This window comes from Halobaculum sp. D14 (genome assembly GCF_051195135.1).
Lineage (GTDB): Archaea > Halobacteriota > Halobacteria > Halobacteriales > Haloferacaceae > JBNTKA01.
The window spans coordinates 918,634-938,489 of the sequence record NZ_JBNTKA010000002.1; the positions used below are offsets into that span (position 1 = coordinate 918,634).

Sequence of the window (19,856 nt, forward strand, 5' to 3'; positions counted from 1 at the left end):
GACCCAGCCATGAGCACTTCGTCGCCGCCGCCGCTCCGGTGCGGCTCCTGCGGCGCCACCTACGCGGACCGCTGGCGCTGCGAGTGCGGACACCCGCTCGACTACGCCGAACAGCCGCTCCCCGACCGCGCCGCGCCCGACCCGGCGTCGTTCGACGCCCGGGACGGCCTCTGGTCGTTCGCTGAGTTCATCCCGGAGTCGCCGACGGTGACGCTCGGCGAGGGAATGACGCCGCTCGTCGACGCCCCCGCGTGGGACGCGCAGTTCAAACTGGAGTACGTGTTCCCGTCGGGGTCGTTCAAGGACCGCGGCGCGACGACGATGCTGTCGCGGGCGGCCGCGCTCGGCGTCGACACCGTCGTCGAGGACTCGTCGGGGAACGCCGGCGCCGCCGTCGCGACGTACGCCGCCCGCGCCGGCATCGACGCCGAAATCTACGTCCCGGCGTCCGTGAAAGAGGCGAAACTGGCGGCGATTCGCCGCGCCGGCGCGGCGACGGTCGAGACGGAGGGGCCCCGGCAGGCGACGACGGACGCCTGCGTCGCGGCGGTCGAAGCCGGCGCCGGCTGGTACGCGAGCCACGCGTGGAACCCGGCGTTCTTCGCCGGGACGGCGACGTTCGCCTACGAGACGGCGCTCCAGCGCGACTGGGACGCCCCGGACGCCGTCGTCTTGCCGCTCGGACACGGCACGCTGTTTCTCGGCGTGTACCGCGGCTTCCGCGCGCTGCAGCAGGCAGGCTGGACCGATTCGGTTCCGCGGCTGCTCGGCGTGCAGGCCGCCGGGGCCGCCCCGATAGTCGAGGCGCTCCACGGCGAGGCGGCGGCCGCGGGCGAGAACGACGCCGCCGACGGAATCCAGATCGCCGAGCCGGTCCGGAAACGGCAGATTCTGGACGCCGTCGACGACACCGACGGCGACGCAATCGCGCTCGGCGCCGACGCCGTCGACGCGGCCCTCGACGACCTCCACGCCGCCGGGTTCTACACGGAATCGACCTCCGCCGTCGCCCCCGCGGCCCTGTCGGTGTACCGCGATCGCGACGTCCTCGGCCCCGACGACGACGTCGTCGTCCCGCTGACCGGAAGCGGACTCAAACGCTGACTCTCCGCGACCGCTCTCTCAACGGTCGTTTTCAGGCTCCGTCTTCGACGGCACCGGGGCGGGTCGGCGCGATAGAAAACGGCTTTTCGCTGCCGCCCGAACCGTCGGCCGTGCTCACGGTTCCCGGCGACTACTGTCCGCTGTGCGGCGCCGAACTCGGCCGCGTCGACGTCGAAGGCCGGCGGCGCCGGTACTGCGCCGCCTGCGACCGCGTCGTCTGGCAGAACAGCCGGCCCGTCGCCGGCGCGTTCGTCGTCGACGGCGACGAACTGCTGCTGGTGGAGCGCGCGACGGAGCCGGACTTCGGGACGTGGGGCGTCCCCGGCGGCAACATCGAGTTCGACGAGCCGCCGGCGGTCGGCGCGGCCCGCGAACTGGTCGAGGAGGCCGGCGTCCGCGTCGACCCGGAGGAGTTGACGCTGTTCCGCACCGACCACGCCGTCCGGGACGGGCGCGGCGTCCTCGCGCTGCGGTACGTCGTCGACCGCGCGGACGTCGTCGGCGACCCGGTTCCGGGCGCGGAGGTGACGGACGCCCGGTTCGACTCGCCGTCGTGGTTCGAAGCCACCGACCGCGGCGTCGCGAGCCTCGACGCGGACGCGATTCGGGAGGCCAGCGGCTACTTCGACTGACCGGCGCGTCGAAGCCGCTGCGGACTCAGCGTTCTGGGTGCGTCGGCACGTCGAAGCCGCCGCGGACCAGCGGCTTCGCGACGTGTCTGCGGGCGCACGGCGGCACCTCGTACCAGCCCGGTTCGAGGTCGCGGTCCAGCGGCCGGTCGACCTTGCCGTCCGCGTCGGTGCCGCAGTCGCGGCACCGGTACCCCTGATTCCGGCCGGCCGACTCCATCGACCGGCCGCAGCCGGGGCACTCCGGAACGGCGGGCTCGGTGTCGACGAGGTCGCGCACCGCGAACTTCTCCAGTTTCAGCGTCCCGTCGGTCACCTCGCCGCACACCGTGAGTTCGTCGCCGACGCGGAGCGCCCGGACGCGGTCGCGGAACCGCTTCGTCGGCTCGAACGCCGCGCAGTCCAGCGTCGCCGCCGCGTCGCCGTCGCTGTCGCCGTCGCCGGTGCTGTGGTCGTCGCTGTCGCCGTCGCCGGTGCTGTGGTCGTCGCTGTCGCCGTCGCCGGTGCTCTGGCCGTCGCTGTCGCCGTCGCCGTGGTCGTCGCAGACACTTTCGTCGACCGGTTCGACGGAGAAGAACACGTGGCCGCCGCGTCGAGTCTCCGGTGCGGCGGCGACTTCGCAGTCGACGCGGTAGGCGTGGCCGTCGCGGACGGCGGCGAGGGAGGCGTCGCGGAGGTGGGCGTCCGTGCCCTGATTCGTTCGGAACAGCGCGGCGCGGTCGACGCGCTCGGAGTCGATTCCGTCGGCGACGCGCCGGACCGCTTCCGGGTCGTCGCCGCGGACGCCGTACAGAATCGGGCCGGGCGCGCTCGGGACGCAGACGGCCTCGCCCTCCGCCCGGTCGACGGTGTCCCACGCCGCCGGGTACGCCTCGTCGGCGGCGCGAAACACGGAGTCGGCGTCGACGTCGCGGGGCGTGCCGCACCGGTCGAATTCGCGGTAACTGACGTGTTCGACGGTCCAGTCGTCGAACGCGCGGTCGGCGCCGACGGCGGCCAGCGCCCCGATTCGGCCGCGCCCGCCGGCCCAGCCGCGGTGGGCGAAGCCGGCGGACTCCGCGAGCGCGACCGCGTCGTCGAGGTCGTGGAAGTCCCGGACGGCGCCCCGCGAGAACTCGGCGACCGCGGCCGGGACGTCCGCCGGGCCGCGGTCGGCAACGACGACGCCGGGGCTGGTCTCCGGGTCGTCGTCGACGGCGTACGTCTCGACGAGGTCAGCGGCGAGTTCGAGCGCCCGGTCGGCGTCGACGTCGGCGTGGACCGCGAGCGCGGCGTTCCCGCGGGTCTTGTGCTCCACGGCGGGGTTCAGCCGCACGAGCAGCAGGTCCCGGACGGCGCCGCCCTCGCGGTCGATGGCCTCGGCGAGCAGCGCGGCGAGGTACGTGCTGCACATGCCGTCGCTGCGGGAGTCGGTGTCGTCGAGGCCGATGACGGTCACGGACGAACCGAGGCGGCGGACGGAATTGGGTGTTTCGCGTCGCGCCGACCGCCGAACGGCGAGCGCTGACCCGACCGCATCGCGTCGGCCGCGAACCCTCGACAGAGCGCCTGACGGCGGCCGCTCCCGTCCGCTCTGCCCGGCACAACCCATATATGTTGGGGACGGCTTACAGTCGAACATGTCTCGGAAGGCGGTCATCGAGAACGTCACCGCGATGCTCGCGGACGTGGACTTCCTCGTCAGCGAGCGGTGCGCGGTCCGCCCCAAGAGCTTCGACCTCGCCGCGCGGCGCGGCGAGGACACGCTGCTGCTGAAAGTGCTCGGCAACGTCGACGCCTTCGACGGCCCGACCGGCGCCGAGATGCGTCGACTCGGCAACTACCTCTCCGCGACGCCGATGGTCGTCGGGCTCCGCACCCGCGACGAGGACCTGAAGCCGGGCGTCGTCTACTTCCGGCACGGCGTCCCAGCGATTCACCCCGACACGCTGTACGACCTCGTCGTCGAGGAGGTGCCGCCGCTCATCTACGCCGCCCCCGGCGGCCTCTACGTCAACATCGACGGCGACCTCGTCGGCGACGAGCGCCGCGAACGCGGCTGGAGCCTCGGCCAGCTCGCCGACGAACTCGGCGTCTCCCGGCGCACCGTCGCGAAGTACGAAGACGGCATGAACGCCTCCGTCGAGGTCGCCGTCCAGCTCGAAGAGCTGTTCGACCGGCCGTTCTCGGACCCGGTGAACGTCATGGAGGGCGCCGAGGAGGTCCGCGACGCCGACCCGACGCCGGAGCCGCCGGCGGCCGACCCGGACGACGAACACGTCCACGCCGTCCTCTCGCGCGCCGGCTTCCTCGTCCACCCGACCCAGCGCGCACCGTTCAAGGCTGTCAGCGAGGACGCCGACCGGTCGCAGGTCGAGTTCACGCTGCTCACCGGCCACTCCGCGTTCACGAAGACCGCGGCGAAGCGCGCCAAACTGATGGCGTCGCTCGGCCGCGTCACCCGAACCCGCGCGGTCTACTTCACCGAGGAGCGCAGCAAGCGCGACTCCGTCGACGGCACCGCCATCGTCTCCATCGACGAACTCGCCGACAGCGACGACCCGGACCGCATCCGCGAGCTCATCCGCGAACGCAGCGACGAACCGCAGGAAGCGTAACGGCCGTGAGACCCGGCTCCGGTCGGTGCGGACGCGTTCCCGGCTGATAGAGCAGCGGCCATCTGCTGTTGACGCGCAGAAAGCATTTACGCGGAACGACGAAGCGTCAGTGTGATGCCCTCCAGACGCGCGTATCTCGCGGCTCTCGCAGCCGCGGGTACCGCCGGCTGCATCGGCGGCTCGGCCGGTTCGACGACCGGGGCACCGACGGACCATGGTTCGGCCGGGTCGAGGACCGCTTCGCGTCCCGCAGTGACCGTCGAGGCGGCGGCCGTTCAGTACGCCTACCGCCACATCGAGAACGTCGACTGGAACGGGATTCGGTCGGCAGACGGCCAGTTCGTGTTCGTGACCGTCGACGCCACCGACGCGGAGCAGCCGCCGAATCGAGACGCGTTCACGCTCGTCACCGCTGACGACGTCTACGAGCCGGCGGACATCAGAGACACCGCCCCGGTCGGCCTCGACGTACCGGGAGGGTTGTACACGCCCGAACAGGAGAACGAGAAACCGACCGGGTGGCTCGCGTTCAGTGTGCCGGCCCGACTGGACGCGGCGCCGTCGCTCCGACTCGACGCCGAGAACAACTCCTGGAAGCGGAGACTCGACACCGAGAAGGCGACGGCGCCGCCGCCCGCGTGGGACTGGACCGCAAGCGCACCCGAGACGGTCCGACCGGGCGAGCGGTTCACGATCACCGTGACCGCCGACAACGTCGGCGACGGCCCCGGGACCTTCCGCGGCGCCGTGAATTTCTCGTTCCCCCTCTATCGGCCGGAGGGGTTCGACATCGTGCTCGACTCGGGCGAGTCCGGCGAGGCGACTATCTCGGCGAGTAGTACGCACGCCGACCCGGGAATGGAACTGGAATACGGCGTCCGGACGCCTGCGGGAGAGTCGACGGTGACCGTCGCCGTGGGGGCCGAGTCGGCCACCACCGGGAGTCCGAACTGAGTTCCGGTTCCCACGAACGCCGAGCTGCTGGGCTGATTCGGGACGCTGCCCTTCGAAAATGAGTGGCCGCTGTCGGCGGGCCGCACCTGTCGTCGACGTGGTGGGGCGTCAGGCGCCGGCGTTCGAGCCGTACGTCTCCTCGAGGTACTCGACGATGTCGTCGGACTCCGGCATGCCCTCGACGCCGTGCTCCTCGTCGACGAGGACGGGGACGCCGGTCTGGCCGCTGACCTCCTTCACCTCGGTGCGCTCGTCGTGCGACTGCGGCACCATCACGGAGTCGTATTCGAGGCCGAGCTCCGCGAGCTTGTTCTTCACTTTCGCGCAGTACGGGCAGCCTTCGAGTTCGTAGAGGACGAGGTCTGACATTGCAGCGGGGAGTTGGAGTCGCCCGCTCTTAAACCCGGCCGTGGTGTGCGTCGCCGGCACCGAGTCGTGCGGCCGCCGGGTCACCCGACGGCCGTCGGTGCGTCACGCGGTCGCACGGCCGAGCAAACGTTTTTGTGGTGGTGCCGGACGATGCGGCCGTGTTCCCCGACCGCATCCGCACCGACCGCCTCCGACTGGACCGCCACGACGCCGCCGTCGACCCGCTGACGTTCTACGCGCACGCCGGCGCCGACCAGACCGACAGCATCGACCGGGAGACCGAACACGTGTCGTGGTCGCCGCACGACACCCCGAAGGAGAGCGCCGAGGTCACCGAGCGGTTCGCCGACGGCTGGACCGGCCGCGAGGCCGCGACGTACGCCGTCTTCCCGCGCGACGGCGAGGACGGCGCCGGCGAGTACGCCGGCAACACCGGGCTGCAGGTGGACTGGGACCGCCGGACCGGGACGCTCGGCATCTGGCTCCGCGAGCCGTTCTGGGGGCGCGGCTACTCCGGCGAACGCGCGATCGCGCTCGCCGACCTCGCCTTCCGCCGCCTCGACCTCGACCTGCTCGCCGTCGAGGCGTACCCGGCGAACGACCAGTCGGTCCGCGCCATCGAGAAGTACGTCGACCGCCTCGGCGGCCGCGAAGCGGGCGTCTTCCGCAACAGAATCGCGGACGCCGACGGCGACCCGCGCGACGTCCGCCGGTACTCGGTCAGCCGCGACGAGTACGAAGACGCCGTCGACGCCGGAGCCGCCGGCGACGAGGCAGGAGGCGGTGGCGTCGACGGCTGGCCGCACGCCGCGTTCGTCGACGCCGTCGCCTTCGAGGCGTAGCCGGGCGCCGCTCGCGCGCTACTCGGCCGGCTCCGAGTCGCGTGCGCCCTTCGCGGTCCGAGACACCGCGGCGTCGTCGCGGCCGGCGTCCCGAATCGCGTCGCGGAGCTCGTAGTCGCTGCCGCCGACGACGTCGCCGCCCTTCAGGACGACCGCCGGGTCGTTCAGCGTCGCGAGGTCGTCGGTCGGATCCGCCGCGCACAGCACGACGTCGGCGTACGTCCCCGGTTCCAGCGTGCCCTGGTCGTCGAGGCCGACAGCGTCGGCGGCGGTCTCGGTCATGGCGACGATGGCGTCCAGCGGCGACATGCCGTACTCGGCCATGAACTCGGCTTCGGCGGCGTTCGCTCCGTGCATGTTGAACGGCGTGCCGGCGTCGGTGCCGCCGGCGACGCGCACGCCCGCCTCGACCGCCCGGCCGAACGACTCGATGTGGCGCTCGTAGACGTGCTCGGTCTTCCGCTGGACGTCCGCGGTGGCGGCGTCCATGTTCCGGACGATGTGGTAGGGCGCCGACAGCGTCGGCACCAGCGTCGTCTCGGTTTCGAGCAGCAGGTCGACGGCTTCGTCGTCGAGGAACGTCCCGTGTTCGACGGTGTCGACGCCGGCCCGCACCGCGGCCTTCACGCCGGCGGCGCCGTGGGCGTGCGTTGCGGCGTGCATCCCGCGGCGGTGCGCCTCGTCGACGAGCGCGTCCAGTTCGTCGTCGGTCAGCGCCACCGCGTCCGGGTCGGTGCCGGGCGTCGTCACCCCGCCGGTCACCATGAACTTGATGAAGTCGGCACCCTGCTTGGACTGCTCGCGGACCGCCTTCCGGGCGTCGACCGGGCCCGTGATTTCGCGGCCGAGGTGGTGGCCGTGGCCGCCGGTCGCGGTGATCGACCGGCAGTTCGCCGCCATCCGCGGGCCGGGGACGTCGCCGACGTCGATGCGGTCGCGGAGCCGGACGTCGACGTCGCGTGCACCCATCGCGCGGACGCCGGTGACGCCGGCCTCCAGCGTCCGCCGGGCGTTCCGCGCTTCCACCAGCGCCAGTTCGGCGTCGCTCATCCCGACGACGTCGTCGACGGTTCGCTCGCCCGACAGCGAGAAGTGGACGTGCGCGTCGACCAGCCCCGGAACCGCGGCTACCTCGGGGAGCGACACGACCGATTCGTCGCCGTCGGCGGTCAGGTCGCCGACCGCGGCGATGCGCCCGTCCGACACGCGGAGGTCGCCCGTGCGGACGCCGTCGCCGTCGACCAGCGTGAGATCGCAGAGAAGCACGTCCCGTTGTCCGTCCGGCCCGCAAAAGACGATTTCGGCTCGTTGGATTCGCCCGCTGCGGCCAGAAAAGATACGGTGCCCGCCGTCAGAGACTCCCGTCGTGAGTCAGACAGCCTCTCGGTCCCCGACAGACGACGTCCCGTTCGGCGTCGGCGCCGTCGCCGGCGTCGCCGCGTACGCCCTCGGCTACCTGGTCACGTACCTCTGGCAGTCCGGCGCGGTCCGCGAACAACTCAACGCCTTCAACTTCCTCGCGGAACTGCTCGGCGGCGACCCGATTCCGGTGTGGAAAGGCGTCGGCTGGTACTTCTACAACGCCCACTTCGTCGACGTGCTCGTCCCCGGACTCGGCGGCGCCCGAACCGCGAACTTCATCGCGAGCGCCGACGGCGGGAACATCGCGCTGCTGTACGCCGTCCCCCCGGTGCTGCTGCTGCTCGCCGGCGCCGCCGCGGGCGCGCTCTCGGACGCCGACGTGCCGAGCGACGGCGCGGTCGCCGGCCTCTCGGTCGTCCCGGCGTACTTCGTCTTCGCGGCGGCGGGGACGTTCCTGTTCGCGTACGGCGTCGGCGACGCGGGCAGCGTCCACCCGGACTACGTCACCGGCGTCCTGCTGGCCGGCGTCGTCTACCCGGCCGTCTTCGGCGGCGTCGGCGGCGCGGCCGCGTCGCTGTTCGAGTAGGCCTACAGCGGCCGCGCCACCATCTCGCCCCAGTGCGTGAAGCCGAACCGCTCGTAGAACGCCGCCGCGCGCTCGTTCTCCCGGTCGACGTCCAGCACCATCCGGTCGAGCGGCAGGTCCTGCGCCCGGGCGGTGCCGAGCGCAGACGCCAGCAGCGCGTCGGCGACCCCGGTGCCGCGCGCGTCCGGCGCGACGAAAATCTCGTTCAGCACCGCCGCGTCCCAGACGAACGACAGCGACTCCGGCAGCACGAACACGTAGCCGACGAGCGAATCGCCGTCGTCCGCGACGGCGACGCAGCCGCGGTTCTCGTCGACGCAGCGACCCACCCAGTCCAGCCAGCGCCGCCGGTAGTCGTCGGTGAGTTTCGCCTCGTACTGCGCCGCCTTCTCGTCGCCGCCGGTGCCGGCGCCCAGCCCGATTTCGAAGCCGCACTTGAGGTCCCACAGCGCCGCGGCGTCGCCGTCGCGGTACGGACGCACGGTCACGCCGTCCGGGGCGGCGTCGTCGACCGGGTCAGCGGCGTCGCCCCCTGGCTCTGTCGAGTCTGTCGAGTCGGTCGGCATGGGTGCGTCGTCGCCCGCGCCGGTGATGAACGCCCGGGTCGCGGTCGTCGTCGCTGGTGGCAGTCGCTCGCCGCTTTCGCCCGCCGTGTCGCGGCCGAAAGACGGCGGTCGCTGTCGGTGCTGTCAGCGCGCCGCGCGGCGCCCGCGGACCGTCAGGACGGCGGCGCTCACCGCGACCAGCAGCAGCTGCCAGCCGCTCCAGACCACCGGGAACACCCGCTCGACGGACCGCTTTTCGGCGCCCGGCGTCGGGTCGACGCCGGTGCTGTAGTGCAGCGTCTCGGTCGTCCGCACCCGCTCGGGCGTCAGGTCGACGAACGTCTGGACGACGCCGCGGGTGCTCGACAGCGACAGCTTGCCGTTCAGCGTGTAGAACTGATCGTGAATCGGCCAGAACAGGTTCACGCCGTTCGTCACGTAGTCCAGGCCGACGCCCGCGACGGCGAACGCCGCAAGCGCCGTCCACGCGACGGCCGGGCCGCGGGCGCCGTACCGCGCGTACAGCACGGACACCTCCCGGACGCGCGTGTCGTACAGCAGCACCGCGGCGGCGGCGACCGGCAGCAGGGCGTTGTGGCCGAGCGACCGGTGGGCCCCCACGACAACGGTCGAAAAGAACGCGTCGAGGTCCGGGACCGCGGCGGCGACGAGCACCGCCGCGACCGCGCCGCGCGTGAAGTCGTCGTCGCGCAGCAGCGCCGCCGCCAGCAGCCCCGCGAACGCGACGTGAACCAGCGTCGACGGCATCGCCACCGACTCCGCCGCCGGAACGGATGTACGTTTCGCCGACCCGCCCGCTGCTCGCCGCGCCGGCGGCCTGCCACCGCGCCGGCGACGCGGAGCGCGTCGCCGGTCGGCTCCGACACCCTTATCGCGCCGTCACCGTTCCGTTCAGCCATGACCACGGGGGACGACCCGGGGGCGCCGCGCGCCGAACTGGCGCGCCGCATCGCCGGCGAAATCACGCTGTCGGACGACCCCGGCGCGACGCTCCGGAAGTGGCGGACCGACTTCAGCGTCTCGCAGACCGAACTCGCAGAGCGGATGGACGTCTCGTCGTCGGTCGTCTCCGACTACGAGAGCGGCCGACGGGAGTCGCCCGGCATCGGCCTCGTCTCCCGCGTCGTCGAGGGGCTGCTCGACATCGACGAGTCCCGCGGCGGCACCCGCATCCGCCAGTACGCCCGCGTCGTCTCCGCCGGCTTCGAGTCCGACATCGTCCGCGACATCCGCGAGTACCCGACGGCGGTGCCGACCAGCCGGGTCTACGACGCGCTCGACGCCACCGAAATCGTCGCCGGCGAGCGCGACACCGTCAACGGCCACACCGTCATCAACTCCATCCAGGCCATCACGTCGCTCTCCAGCGAGGAGTTCTACCGGCTGTACGGCCAGTCCACCGACCGCGCGCTCGTGTTCACCGGCGTCACCCGCGGCGAGTCGCCGCTCGTCGCGCTCCGCGTCGTCACGCCCACCCCGAACGCCGTCATCCTCCACGGCCTCGACGAGGAGGCGCTGTGGGACCACGCCGGCGCGCTCGCCGACGTCGACGGCTTCTCGCTCGCCGTCTCTACCGCGCCGCTCGAGGAGGCGCTCGACGAACTCCGGCGCATCTGACCGGGTCCGCGGCCGCCGCGGCCGCCCGGCCCGACGGGTCCACGCAGCACCGATTCCGCGACACGTCGACTCTCGGCCGCCTCGCCGCCGCTGTTTTCCGCGTCCGCACGGAACACGGACCCGATGGGGAGCGACGGAGACGACCGTTCGGACAACGCCGAAATCCCGGGTGGCTCTGCGGACGCCGCCGGACCCGAGGACGACGGAGCCGACCGCGACGTCGACGCGGTGCTGGACGCGCTCGGCAACGAACACACCAGAGCCGTCCTCGCGGCCGCGGGCGACGGCCCGGTGGACGCCGACGACATCGCCGAGACGTGCGACGCGTCGCTCCCGACGGTGTACCGGCGGCTCGACGACCTCTGCGACCTCGGGCTGGTCGACGAACGCCGCCGCGTCGACGACGACGGCACTCACTACCAGACCTACGAGGCCACCGTCGACCACCTCCGCGTCGACGTGGCGGACGGCGCGCTCGGACTCGACGCCCGCTGACGGCCGCACGAGTGCCGAGTCGGGAATCCGAAAGAAGAGGGTTGAGAACTCCGAAGCCGGCGGCTTCTGGCGCGCTGCGCTCGGCGGACCGTTAGCGGTGGTCCTCGACGAACTCCACGACGCGTTCGGCGCCGACGAAGCCGTCGACGAGCCGCCCGACCTCCTCCGGTTCGCCGTCGTCGGCGCGGAACAGCAGCAGCGCCGGGACCGACGTGATGTCGTGGTCGCCGACCAGCGACGGGTCGTCCTGCGGATTCACCGTCAACACCGGGACGTCGGCGGCGCGGGAGACGACGCCGAGCACCGGCTCCATGCTCTGACACAGCGTACAGCCCTTCGTGTAGAACTCCACCAGCACGAGGTCGGCGTCGTCGCAGGCGGCTCCGAGTTCGTCGGGGAACGCTCGGGCGTCGACGTCTCGCGGCGGCCGCGCGGAGACAGCGTCGGATTCGCTCACACGGACGCTGACGCGGCGTGCGGTGAAAGCGGTTGCACGGTCGTGTGCTGTCGGCGCACCGGCGTCTCGCGGTGCGGGACGCGAAAAGCGCGGCGTCGTCGCGGTCGCGGGGCGGCTACTCGACGTAGTCGTACTTCCGTTCGTTCATGCGGCCCCAGCCGGTGTGGACGAACTCGCCGTCGGGCTGCGTGAACTCCTCGATTTCGGCGTCGAGGTCGTGGTTGTGCGCGTCGTGCACCGTCTCGTACTCGTCGAAGTCGAGGTCGTACCGCCGGTCGAGCTGGTCGTCGATGCTGAGCGCGGACACCTCGTCGGCCCAGCCGTCCCGGACGGTTTCGGCGTGGATTTCGGCCTGCGCGCCGGAGCCGTACGAGCCGACGAGCAGTTTCCTCCCGGTCATGTCGACGCCCTGCTCGGCGGCGTGTTTGAGGGAGGCGGCGCGGGCGACGTGGACGGAGCCGGTGTACCAGTTACCGACGCGGCGGGCGAGCCCGAGCGTCGGCTCGATGGTCTCGCCGTACCAGTCGCGGTAGCGGTCGGTGCGTTTCAGTTCGTCCATGTAGTCGCGGATGGCGTCCTCGTAGGCGTCCCAGGAGTCGTACTCGGACTCGCGGGGCTGCCGGCCGATTTCGGCTTCGAGGTCGTCTTCGATGTCGGTGCCGCGAATCATGTGTCGGTAGCCGAGCAGCCCCGCCTTCCGGACCATGCCGGGGAACGGCGTGTGGAACGGGATGAACTCGAAGTCGTCCGGGTGGGTGTCCCACGCGACCGACTCGAAGTCCTCCAGCGCCTCCCGCATCCGCGCGAGGTACACCTGCATCGACCGCTTGCCGTCGACGGACGGGAACTGCTGGTTCGGCTTCAGGAAGTCCGTCTCGTCGGCGGAGCCGTACCCCTGCTCGGTCGACAGTTCGACGACCGACGGGTCCTCGTCGATGAGCATCGCCACCGCGCCGGCGCCCTGCGTCGCCTCGCCGGGGTCGCCGCGGGCGTACAGCGCCGTGTCGGTCGCGATGACGAGCGCCGCGCGGCCGCGGTTCCGCCCCGCCCGAATCCAGTTGTACGCGTCGTCGATGGACTGCGTGCCGGCGACGCACGCGAACTTCCGTTCGCCCTTGTTCGCGTGGTGGAAGTCGCCGTCGTACACCTGTTCGAGACACCCGGCGATGTACGTCGACACCGGCTTCGAGTTGTCGAAGGCGGACTCGGTCGCGACGTCGATGCGGCCGATGTCGTCCGGCGAGAGGTCACGGCGGTCCATCAGCCGCTTGGCCGCGTTCGCCCCCATCGTCACGATGTCCTCGTAGGTGTCAGGGAACGACGACGTCTCCAGCCCGAGCCCCTTCGTGTACTTCTCGGGGTCCTCGCCTTTCGCCGGCGCGAACGTGTTCGGGAGGTCGAGCTGCAGCTTCCCGGTCCAGATTTCGATGGCGTCGATGCCGACGGCTGTCATGGCCCGCGCTTCGGGGAACGGGCTTATGGGTCTGTCGATGAGTGATACGTCAACTGTCGTACCTGCGTCAGTTCGGCGACACCGTTCCGACCGTCGCGCTCCCGCTGACCGTGATGTCGTCGGGGCTGTAGACGAGCACTTTCGCGTTGCCGTTCCCGCGTCTGATCACCGCTCCGTCGACCGAGAGCGTCGCGGAACTGGTGGAGAGCTCTGCATCGAAGCTGCTGTACTGGTCTCCGACGAGTTCGGCGTTCGTGAGGGTCATATCCCCGTTCGATATCAGGTCCAGATCGGCGTTGCTCCCGGACGACACGTCGAGTTCGGCCCCGGACGCGTCGAGCGGTCCTCCGTTTGCACCGAGGCGAAGCAGTCCGGTCACGGTTATTTCGGCGTCTTCCGCCGAGACCGTCCCGGTCGCAGTGACGTCGAAACTCCGGCCGTTGCCGCCGGTGTTGTCGATGGTGGCGCCGTCGAGCGAGACCTCGCCAGCACTGGCGGTGACCGAAATCGACGCCGCGGACCGAATCGTTCCGCCGCTCACATCCACGCTGTCACCGTTCAGGGTGACCTGCGCTCCAGTTGCGTCTGTGGTGTCGATGGTTCCGGCGACCCGGACGGCACCGTTTTCGGCCTGGAGTGTCGTCGCGCCGTAGTCCTGCACAGTCATCGTCGCACCCGACTCGACTGTGATCGACGCCGCCTGGATGTCGAAGCCGTTTGCGGTCACGTCTCGCTCGACGACCAGATCCACGTTCGTATTCTGGAAGTCCTGAAGGTCGGAGTCCGTGTAGGTGGTTTCGCCGTCGTCGTAGACGCCGTTCTCGTTGGCGTCGTTGAACGCCACCGCGCCGGACGGAAGCGGCTCACCGCCGTCGCCGCCCACGACACGGACGGGCAGGGAATCACCGCCTCCACCGGCTGTGGCGTACACGACGGCTTCGCCGGTGGCGAACGAGAGTTGCACAGTAGTGCGACCGTCAGCGGCCGTGACGCCGGTCGAACTGGCGCCGGAGAACGCCGCAACGGAGGCGTTCGTCGTACTGAAATCGACCGAGGCCCCGTCCACGGGCTGACCGTCCTCGCTGGTCGCTCTGACCGTTACGTCGATCGGCGAACTGACGACGGAGGCGTTGATCACGAGCGTGCCGTCGGGTGCGACCGTCACTCCGGACGGCTCCTTGATCCGGTCCGTGTCCCAGACCAACGAGTACGTCGCGTCCCCCGCCGTGCTCCCCCCGTCAGTCACTGTCACGGAGACGTTCGCGTCCGCGGCGGTCGAGGCGTCGAACCCGGAGCCGGTGACGTCGCCGTAGCTGAACTGGAGGGTCACCGAACCGACGTCGGTCGCGCGGTATTCGAACGTCGCGTACCCATCGTTATCGGTCCTCACTGTCTCTGAGACGAACGATCCTGGGCCGTTCGCGAGGCCGTTCACTTGCGTGTTGGTCACCGGGTTACCGTACTTGTCGCGGACCTCGACGACGACCTCGCGAACCGATCCGGGGTCAGCAGCGCCCGGTGCCCGGACGACGTCGACGTACGCCGGCTCGTTCGTCGCAGCGACGTCGCGACCGACGCCGACCGCCGCGACGCCGAGCGAGTAGTCTCGGCTCGCGTTCAGGTGGATGCGGACGCGGTCTGCACCGACCTGAGTTATCTCCGTGACCCAGCCGGCGGCGAGTTCGTCGTCGAGGAGTTTGTTCGACCACGTGGTCGCCGACAGCGTCGTCGGAACGACGATCGTGAGGTTTCCTGAGACGGTTTCGCGTCTGTCGATCGTGCTCACCGCGGACGGATCGACCGAGACCAGCTGTACGCCGTTTCGCGAGAGCGTTCCGTTGACGGTGACGAGCGTGATTTTGTCGCCGTCGACGACCGTCGGCTCGTCGAGTACCAGCGACTGCTCGCCGAAATCATTGACGACCGCAGTCGACTCATAGCGGGTCACCGGCGCCTCGCGGTACTCGTTGTACTGCGGCTGGTAGACGACGAACTTCGACGAGAAGTTCCGTCCGCCCGTCCAGTAGTCGTTCGCCTCGCCGCCCGTAGTCGAGAGAACCGTCACGTTGCTGAGCGAGAGACTGCCGCCCGGCTCGGTGCGAAGCGACCCGCTTGCCGGTGGGGGGTTGACGAAGAACGTCCGGGTCGGGTAGCGCGTCCCGAGTTTCACCGTTGCCGGGGGTGCGCTCCCGGCCCGACCGGTCGCGTCGATACTGTTTCCGAGCCGGACAATGTCGTTTTGCACCGCCTGGCTGTGACGGAACTCGACCTCCTCGTTCTGCTGCGGAACGACCGTCGCCTGGTACATCGACATCGCGACGACGAGAAACCCGAACAGGATGACGACGCCGATCTGCACGGACTGCGCGCGGTCGTCGTCGAGGAGGCGCATACCAGTTTCTCCGGGGCGGCTCTGAAAAGCGTGCCGCCCGACTCAGTCTTCCTCTTCGACGACCTCGGGGTCCGACATCGCCGACTGCAGCGAGTCGAGCCCGTTCACCCACTCCGAGACGAGGCCGTACTCGAGGTCCTCGACGACGTCCATCGGGAGTTCGGCGCCGTCGATGATTTTGGTGCCGGCCTGCACGAGGTAGCCGAGCGCCGCGTCGACGTCGTCGTTCTGCTCGGCGTCGGCGGCGGCGCGGACGTACTCCTCGACGGAGCCCTCGTCGGCGGCGCCGCCGACGACGTACTCCTCTGCGGCGTAGAACACGCAGACCAGGCTGGTCTGGACGCCGTCGATGAGCATCGCCTTCTCCTCGCTTTCGAACTCCGGCTCGGAGAGCACCACGTCGCGGATGTCGGCGAGTTCCTGGGTCGCGCGGTCCTCGTCGATGCGGCCGTCGTCGTACGCCGCGACGACCTTCGCGATGGCGATGGCGGTGTCGTCCTGCAGATTGAGAAGCAGGCGCGCGGACTCTTCCTCTTCGGGGTCGAGGTCCTCCTCCCGCACTCTGTCGAGCCAGTTCTGCCACCGGTCTTCGGTGTAGAACGTTTCCTCGGATTCGCTCATACACCAATCGTCCGGGGCTGCATTGATATGCCTTCCGTATCCCTGAATTTCCGGCGAAACGCCGGGAGAACCGCGGGAGGGCGGAAGAACGAGCGGCGCCGATCCGCGTCACTCGAGCGTCGCGACGGTGTCGATACCGTACACAGTCGCCGGTGTTTCCACGTGCGCGAGCGCCACGGCGTCGTCGTACCCCTCCTCCAGGAGCCACCGGACGCGACGCGGCACCGTCTTCGGCCCCATGACGGCGCCGGGCCGGTCGGGGTCGTCGACGTAGTCGGTCTCCATCAAGAACGGGTCGCCGCGTTCGGCGGCGGTCACCAGCCAGTCCTTCTCGCACATCACGCTCGGCGTCGGCCCGACGAGCGACCCGCTCGCGTAGTGTTTCACGACGCGCTCGGCCGGCATCCCGGCGTCCGAAGCCCACGACGCCACCTCGGTCAGGTCGTCCGTCGTCTCCGTGTGCAGCTGGACCGCGCAGTCGAGGTCGGCGCCGAGTTCGAACGCGTGCCGCATCACGTCGTTCGACGCCGCCCACACCGCGTCGTCGACGTCGTAGTGCGGCCGCCCGGACTTCAGCGCGAGCGCCCGGCCGTCGGCGACGTACTCCGCGGCGACGTCGAGGCCGCCGCACATCAGTTCACGCGCCTCCGCGGGCGCGAAGCCGCGGTCGTCCACCAGCCGCGAAATCAGCCCGGGGTGGACGCCGAGCACCGGCCACGCTCGGCCGCGGAGCAGCTCCGTCGCCTCGGCCACGACGGAGATGGTCTCCTCGAAGACGGAGCGGAAGTCCGCCGGCTCGTCCGCCTCCACGCCGAGGTGCCACGACGGCTTGTTCACGACCAGCAGGTGCGTCCCGCCGAGCCGCGCGAAGTCCTCCACCGCGTCCATGCCGCGGGCGTGCGCCGGGTCGAGATGCAGGTGGTCGTCCAGCACCGGCGTCCCGAGGTCCTCGCTCATCACCCGGCCGTCGTTGTCCGCGCCGCATAACGGTGCGGGCTATCGAGCGGCCGCCTCCCCGACCATCGAACGGCCGCCCACCGCGTCGCCGTGAGCCGGGTGACGCGGCCGCGTCGTCGCGAGTGGGATGACGAGGGATTGAAGCCCGGGCGTGCGGTGTCGCCGGTATGGTCGACATCGACGACCGCGAGTCCCGACTGGACCGGTTCCTCGCGGCCGAGGGGTACGAGGCGGCGTGGTTCGCGCGGCCGAACAGCTTCGCGTGGGCGACCGGCGGCCAGAACTGGGTGGACGCGGCCGCCGACGTCGGCGACGCCGCGGTCGGTTACCTCGGCGACGGCGAGTGGACGGTCGTGACGAACAACGTCGAGGCCGAACGCATCGCCGCGGAGGAACTGCCGGCGGCGCTGTCGATGTCCGTGGTCGCGGACGACTGGTACGAGGCGTCGCTCGCGGAGTCGGTGGCGGCGCGGTCGCCGACGCCCGCGGCCGCCGACTTCGACGTGCCCGGACTGGAGTCGGTCGACCCGACGCGGCTCCGCCTCCGCCTCGGCGACGACGACCTGGAGCAGTACCGCGCGCTCGGCGAGGAGGTCGCACTCGCCGTCGAGACCGTCTGTCGGGAACTCGAACCCGGCGACACCGAACACGAGGTCGCCGCGGCGCTCCGAATCTCGCTCGCGTCCCGCAACATCGACGTCCCGGTCGCGCTCGTCGGCGGCTCGGAGCGTGCCCCGGAGTACCGGCACCCGACGCCGACCGACGCGGCGCTCGGCGACTACGCCGTCGTCATCGTCACCGCTCGGCGCGCCGGCCTGCACGCCTCCTGTACCCGGACCGTCGCGTTCGACCCGCCGGAGTGGCTGGAGGCGCGGCACCGCGCCGCACAGCGAGTCGAGACCCGGGCCGTCGCGGCGACGCAGGAGGCCGCCCGAGCCACGGCAGCGGACGACGACCGCGAGGGGACGGCCGGCGACGTGTTCGCGGCGATCCAGGAGGCGTACGCCGACGCCAGCTTCGACGGCGAGTGGCGTCACCACCACCAGGGCGGCGCGACCGGCTACGCGGGCCGGGAGTGGTTCGCGACGCCGGACAGTGACGCGCCGGTCGCACCGGAGGCAGCCTACGCCTGGAACCCGACGGTACAGGGCGCGAAAAGCGAGGACACGGTGTACGTGGACACCGACGACGTCGAGGTGCTGACGGACTCGGGCCGGTGGCCGACCGAGACGGTGGAGGCCGGCGGCCTCACGCTCGAACGTCCCGACGTGCTGTCGAAGTAAGGGGAACCTTCATGTCCCGTTAGTGAATCGTGGCCGATATGTCCTGGCACGCAATCGACGCTGTCGATGACGCCATCGACGCGTCCAAAGGGTTCCTGTTCCCGTTTTCGCTCGGGCGCTGGGCCCGATTAGCCCTCCTCACGCTCCTGCTCGGTGGCGGCGGCGCCGGCGTCCAGCAGGTCATCCGCATCCCGCAGTTCGTGAGCCAGTACGGTTCCGAAACCACCACCAGCGCGACGTCGCTGCTCTCCGGCGGCCCCGCGGCCGGATTCGACGCCGCCGCAGCCCTCCCGCTGCCCTCGGTGCTCGGTCAGGCGCCGGGCCTCCACGAGTTCCTCCCGGCTGCAGTCGGCATCCTCGGGCTCGTGTTCCTCGCGCTGCTGCTCCTGCTCGTCGTCGTGCTCGTCGTCGCCGTGCCGGTGCTCGAATTCGTGTACGTCGACGCGATTCGGCGGGACGAGGTCCGCATCCTCTCGCCGTTCCGGCGCTTCTTCTGGAAGGGAATCCGGCTGCTCCTGTTCCAGCTCGGCGTCACGGTCCTGTTCGCGATTCCGGTCGTCGTAGTCGCTGGCGTCGTCCTGGCCGGCTACGTGTCGGTCGACTCGCTCGGCGTCGGCGCCCTCGTCGCGCTCGCCGTGGTCGCGGTGCTGTACTTCCTGCTGTTCGTGTTCGTCAACCGGGTCACGCGGGAGTTCGTCGTCCCCGCGATGCTCGTCGACGACTCGGGCGTCATCGCCGGCTGGCGGAACGTCTGGCCGCTGCTGCGCGGCCAGCCGAAACAGACCGTCGTGTACGTCCTCATGCACTTCTTCGTCGGGATCGGCGTCAGCATCGGCCGCGGCATCGCCGCGCTGGTCGGGCTCATCGCGGTCGCCATCGTCAGCGCGGTCGTCGGCCTCGCCACCGCCGCCGTCGTCGGCACGACTGACCTCGGCGTCAGTGCCGGCCTGCTCGCCGGCTTCGGCGTCGGCGTCCTGCTGTACCTCGTGTTCGTCGCCGCGCCGCTGTCCGTCCTCGCCGTGACGTACCTGCGCACGTACGAACTCGCGACGCTCGCGGGCTTCGACGACCACTACGACCTCCTGACTCCGTACCGCGAAGACGACGACGCCGGCGGCGCGGGTGAAGCCGGCAGCGGACCGGGCGACGGAGACGGCGGCAGCGGACCCAGCGCGGTCGCCGAACGCGGTGCGAGCGACGAAGCCGGAGTCGGCCCGGCATCCGACGCGTCTCTCGGAGACGAGTCCGTATCCGCCGACGAATCCCCGGACGGCTCGGCGCCCCCTCGGGACTCCGATGAGTTCGGCGACTTCGTACCGGCCACTTTGGACGCCGACGAGTCCGGAGATGCCGACACCGACGCCGACGAGTCCGCAAACGCCGAGTCCATCGACGACGCCGCGGACGAGTCCGCCGGAGCCGACTCCTCCGGCGACGACGAGGACGCAACGTAGCCCATCGTCGCTGAGGCGGCGTGCGGCCGGAACGCCCGTCGACGAGCGCGTCTCCGTCCCGGACGAGTCGGGAGCGGACGACTCGGGGCCGTCCCCGCCGCGCTCGGTAGCTTTTTCC

At 70.9% G+C, this 19,856-nt stretch carries 20 protein-coding genes; 10 read left to right on the forward strand and 10 right to left on the reverse strand.

Features of this window, described 5'->3' with window-relative positions:
- Positions 1 to 9: 9 nt before the first annotated feature.
- Together ACQUST_RS10510 and ACQUST_RS10515 are read left to right on the forward strand one after the other, a co-directional pair.
- Positions 10 to 1,104, forward strand: coding sequence for a pyridoxal-phosphate dependent enzyme (locus ACQUST_RS10510; protein ID WP_435128004.1), 1,095 nt, complete (start codon positions 10 to 12; stop codon positions 1,102 to 1,104).
- A 110-nt stretch (positions 1,105 to 1,214) separates the two neighbouring features.
- On the forward strand, positions 1,215 to 1,736 hold the full coding sequence (locus tag ACQUST_RS10515; protein WP_435128006.1) for an NUDIX hydrolase: 522 nt from the start codon (positions 1,215 to 1,217) through the stop codon (positions 1,734 to 1,736).
- A gap of 25 nt (positions 1,737 to 1,761) precedes the next feature.
- Here ACQUST_RS10515 and ACQUST_RS10520 read toward each other — a convergent pair whose 3' ends face one another.
- A complete protein-coding gene (locus tag ACQUST_RS10520) occupies positions 1,762 to 3,171 on the reverse strand; it encodes a TiaS agmantine-binding domain-containing protein (RefSeq protein ID WP_435128008.1) in 1,410 nt (469 codons plus the stop codon).
- 181 nt (positions 3,172 to 3,352) lie between these two features.
- On the opposite strand from ACQUST_RS10520, the gene ACQUST_RS10525 reads away from it, so the two are divergent.
- Positions 3,353 to 4,330 carry a transcriptional regulator gene (locus ACQUST_RS10525; RefSeq protein WP_435128009.1) on the forward strand — a complete coding sequence of 326 codons (978 nt, stop codon included), beginning with the start codon at positions 3,353 to 3,355 and terminating at the stop codon, positions 4,328 to 4,330.
- Positions 4,331 to 4,582: 252 nt separating this feature from the next.
- Positions 4,583 to 5,284 carry a hypothetical protein gene (locus tag ACQUST_RS10530; RefSeq protein ID WP_435128011.1) on the forward strand — a complete coding sequence of 234 codons (702 nt, stop codon included), beginning with the start codon at positions 4,583 to 4,585 and terminating at the stop codon, positions 5,282 to 5,284.
- 108 nt (positions 5,285 to 5,392) lie between these two features.
- Here ACQUST_RS10530 and ACQUST_RS10535 read toward each other — a convergent pair whose 3' ends face one another.
- The gene (locus ACQUST_RS10535) at positions 5,393 to 5,653 is read right to left on the reverse strand and encodes a glutaredoxin family protein (RefSeq protein WP_435128013.1); all 261 of its coding nucleotides are present in this window, start codon (positions 5,651 to 5,653) and stop codon (positions 5,393 to 5,395) included.
- Positions 5,654 to 5,811: 158 nt separating this feature from the next.
- On the opposite strand from ACQUST_RS10535, the gene ACQUST_RS10540 reads away from it, so the two are divergent.
- Positions 5,812 to 6,495 carry a GNAT family N-acetyltransferase gene (locus ACQUST_RS10540; protein WP_435128181.1) on the forward strand — a complete coding sequence of 228 codons (684 nt, stop codon included), beginning with the start codon at positions 5,812 to 5,814 and terminating at the stop codon, positions 6,493 to 6,495.
- An 18-nt stretch (positions 6,496 to 6,513) separates the two neighbouring features.
- Here ACQUST_RS10540 and ACQUST_RS10545 read toward each other — a convergent pair whose 3' ends face one another.
- Positions 6,514 to 7,761 (reverse strand): amidohydrolase family protein, encoded by a 1,248-nt coding sequence (locus ACQUST_RS10545; protein ID WP_435128015.1) that lies wholly within the window; start codon positions 7,759 to 7,761, stop codon positions 6,514 to 6,516.
- A 100-nt stretch (positions 7,762 to 7,861) separates the two neighbouring features.
- Between ACQUST_RS10545 and ACQUST_RS10550 the strand changes: the two genes are divergently transcribed.
- Positions 7,862 to 8,443 carry a transporter gene (locus ACQUST_RS10550; RefSeq protein ID WP_435128017.1) on the forward strand — a complete coding sequence of 194 codons (582 nt, stop codon included), beginning with the start codon at positions 7,862 to 7,864 and terminating at the stop codon, positions 8,441 to 8,443.
- A gap of 2 nt (positions 8,444 to 8,445) precedes the next feature.
- Here the strand turns inward: ACQUST_RS10550 and ACQUST_RS10555 are convergent, their stop codons facing one another.
- Together ACQUST_RS10555 and ACQUST_RS10560 are read right to left on the reverse strand one after the other, a co-directional pair.
- Positions 8,446 to 9,009, reverse strand: a complete 564-nt coding sequence (locus tag ACQUST_RS10555) for a GNAT family N-acetyltransferase (RefSeq protein ID WP_435128019.1) — start codon at positions 9,007 to 9,009, stop codon at positions 8,446 to 8,448.
- A 123-nt stretch (positions 9,010 to 9,132) separates the two neighbouring features.
- Positions 9,133 to 9,756 carry a metal-dependent hydrolase gene (locus ACQUST_RS10560; protein WP_435128021.1) on the reverse strand — a complete coding sequence of 208 codons (624 nt, stop codon included), beginning with the start codon at positions 9,754 to 9,756 and terminating at the stop codon, positions 9,133 to 9,135.
- A 150-nt stretch (positions 9,757 to 9,906) separates the two neighbouring features.
- On the opposite strand from ACQUST_RS10560, the gene ACQUST_RS10565 reads away from it, so the two are divergent.
- Together ACQUST_RS10565 and ACQUST_RS10570 are read left to right on the forward strand one after the other, a co-directional pair.
- Entirely contained in the window at positions 9,907 to 10,626 is a 720-nt protein-coding gene (locus tag ACQUST_RS10565) for a helix-turn-helix domain-containing protein (protein WP_435128023.1), read from the forward strand.
- A gap of 123 nt (positions 10,627 to 10,749) precedes the next feature.
- The gene (locus ACQUST_RS10570; protein ID WP_435128025.1) at positions 10,750 to 11,121 is read left to right on the forward strand and encodes an ArsR/SmtB family transcription factor; all 372 of its coding nucleotides are present in this window, start codon (positions 10,750 to 10,752) and stop codon (positions 11,119 to 11,121) included.
- A gap of 91 nt (positions 11,122 to 11,212) precedes the next feature.
- Here ACQUST_RS10570 and ACQUST_RS10575 read toward each other — a convergent pair whose 3' ends face one another.
- From ACQUST_RS10575 to ACQUST_RS10595, 5 genes are all read right to left on the reverse strand, one after another.
- Positions 11,213 to 11,578 (reverse strand): thioredoxin family protein, encoded by a 366-nt coding sequence (locus tag ACQUST_RS10575; protein ID WP_435128027.1) that lies wholly within the window; start codon positions 11,576 to 11,578, stop codon positions 11,213 to 11,215.
- A gap of 115 nt (positions 11,579 to 11,693) precedes the next feature.
- Positions 11,694 to 13,031, reverse strand: coding sequence for a hydroxymethylglutaryl-CoA synthase (gene hmgB / locus ACQUST_RS10580; RefSeq protein ID WP_435128029.1), 1,338 nt, complete (start codon positions 13,029 to 13,031; stop codon positions 11,694 to 11,696).
- 67 nt (positions 13,032 to 13,098) lie between these two features.
- Positions 13,099 to 15,423: an Ig-like domain-containing protein gene (locus ACQUST_RS10585; RefSeq protein ID WP_435128031.1), complete on the reverse strand. Its 2,325-nt coding sequence runs from the start codon at positions 15,421 to 15,423 to the stop codon at positions 13,099 to 13,101.
- A 42-nt stretch (positions 15,424 to 15,465) separates the two neighbouring features.
- The gene (locus ACQUST_RS10590; RefSeq protein ID WP_435128033.1) at positions 15,466 to 16,044 is read right to left on the reverse strand and encodes a DUF2150 family protein; all 579 of its coding nucleotides are present in this window, start codon (positions 16,042 to 16,044) and stop codon (positions 15,466 to 15,468) included.
- Between the two features lie 108 nt (positions 16,045 to 16,152).
- On the reverse strand, positions 16,153 to 17,001 hold the full coding sequence (locus ACQUST_RS10595) for a TatD family hydrolase (protein WP_435128034.1): 849 nt from the start codon (positions 16,999 to 17,001) through the stop codon (positions 16,153 to 16,155).
- Positions 17,002 to 17,168: 167 nt separating this feature from the next.
- Here ACQUST_RS10595 and ACQUST_RS10600 point away from each other — a divergent pair, with 167 nt between their 5' ends.
- Together ACQUST_RS10600 and ACQUST_RS10605 are read left to right on the forward strand one after the other, a co-directional pair.
- Positions 17,169 to 18,284 (forward strand): M24 family metallopeptidase, encoded by a 1,116-nt coding sequence (locus ACQUST_RS10600; protein WP_435128036.1) that lies wholly within the window; start codon positions 17,169 to 17,171, stop codon positions 18,282 to 18,284.
- 38 nt (positions 18,285 to 18,322) lie between these two features.
- Positions 18,323 to 19,738, forward strand: a complete 1,416-nt coding sequence (locus ACQUST_RS10605; RefSeq protein ID WP_435128038.1) for a DUF7544 domain-containing protein — start codon at positions 18,323 to 18,325, stop codon at positions 19,736 to 19,738.
- Positions 19,739 to 19,856 lie beyond the last annotated feature (118 nt).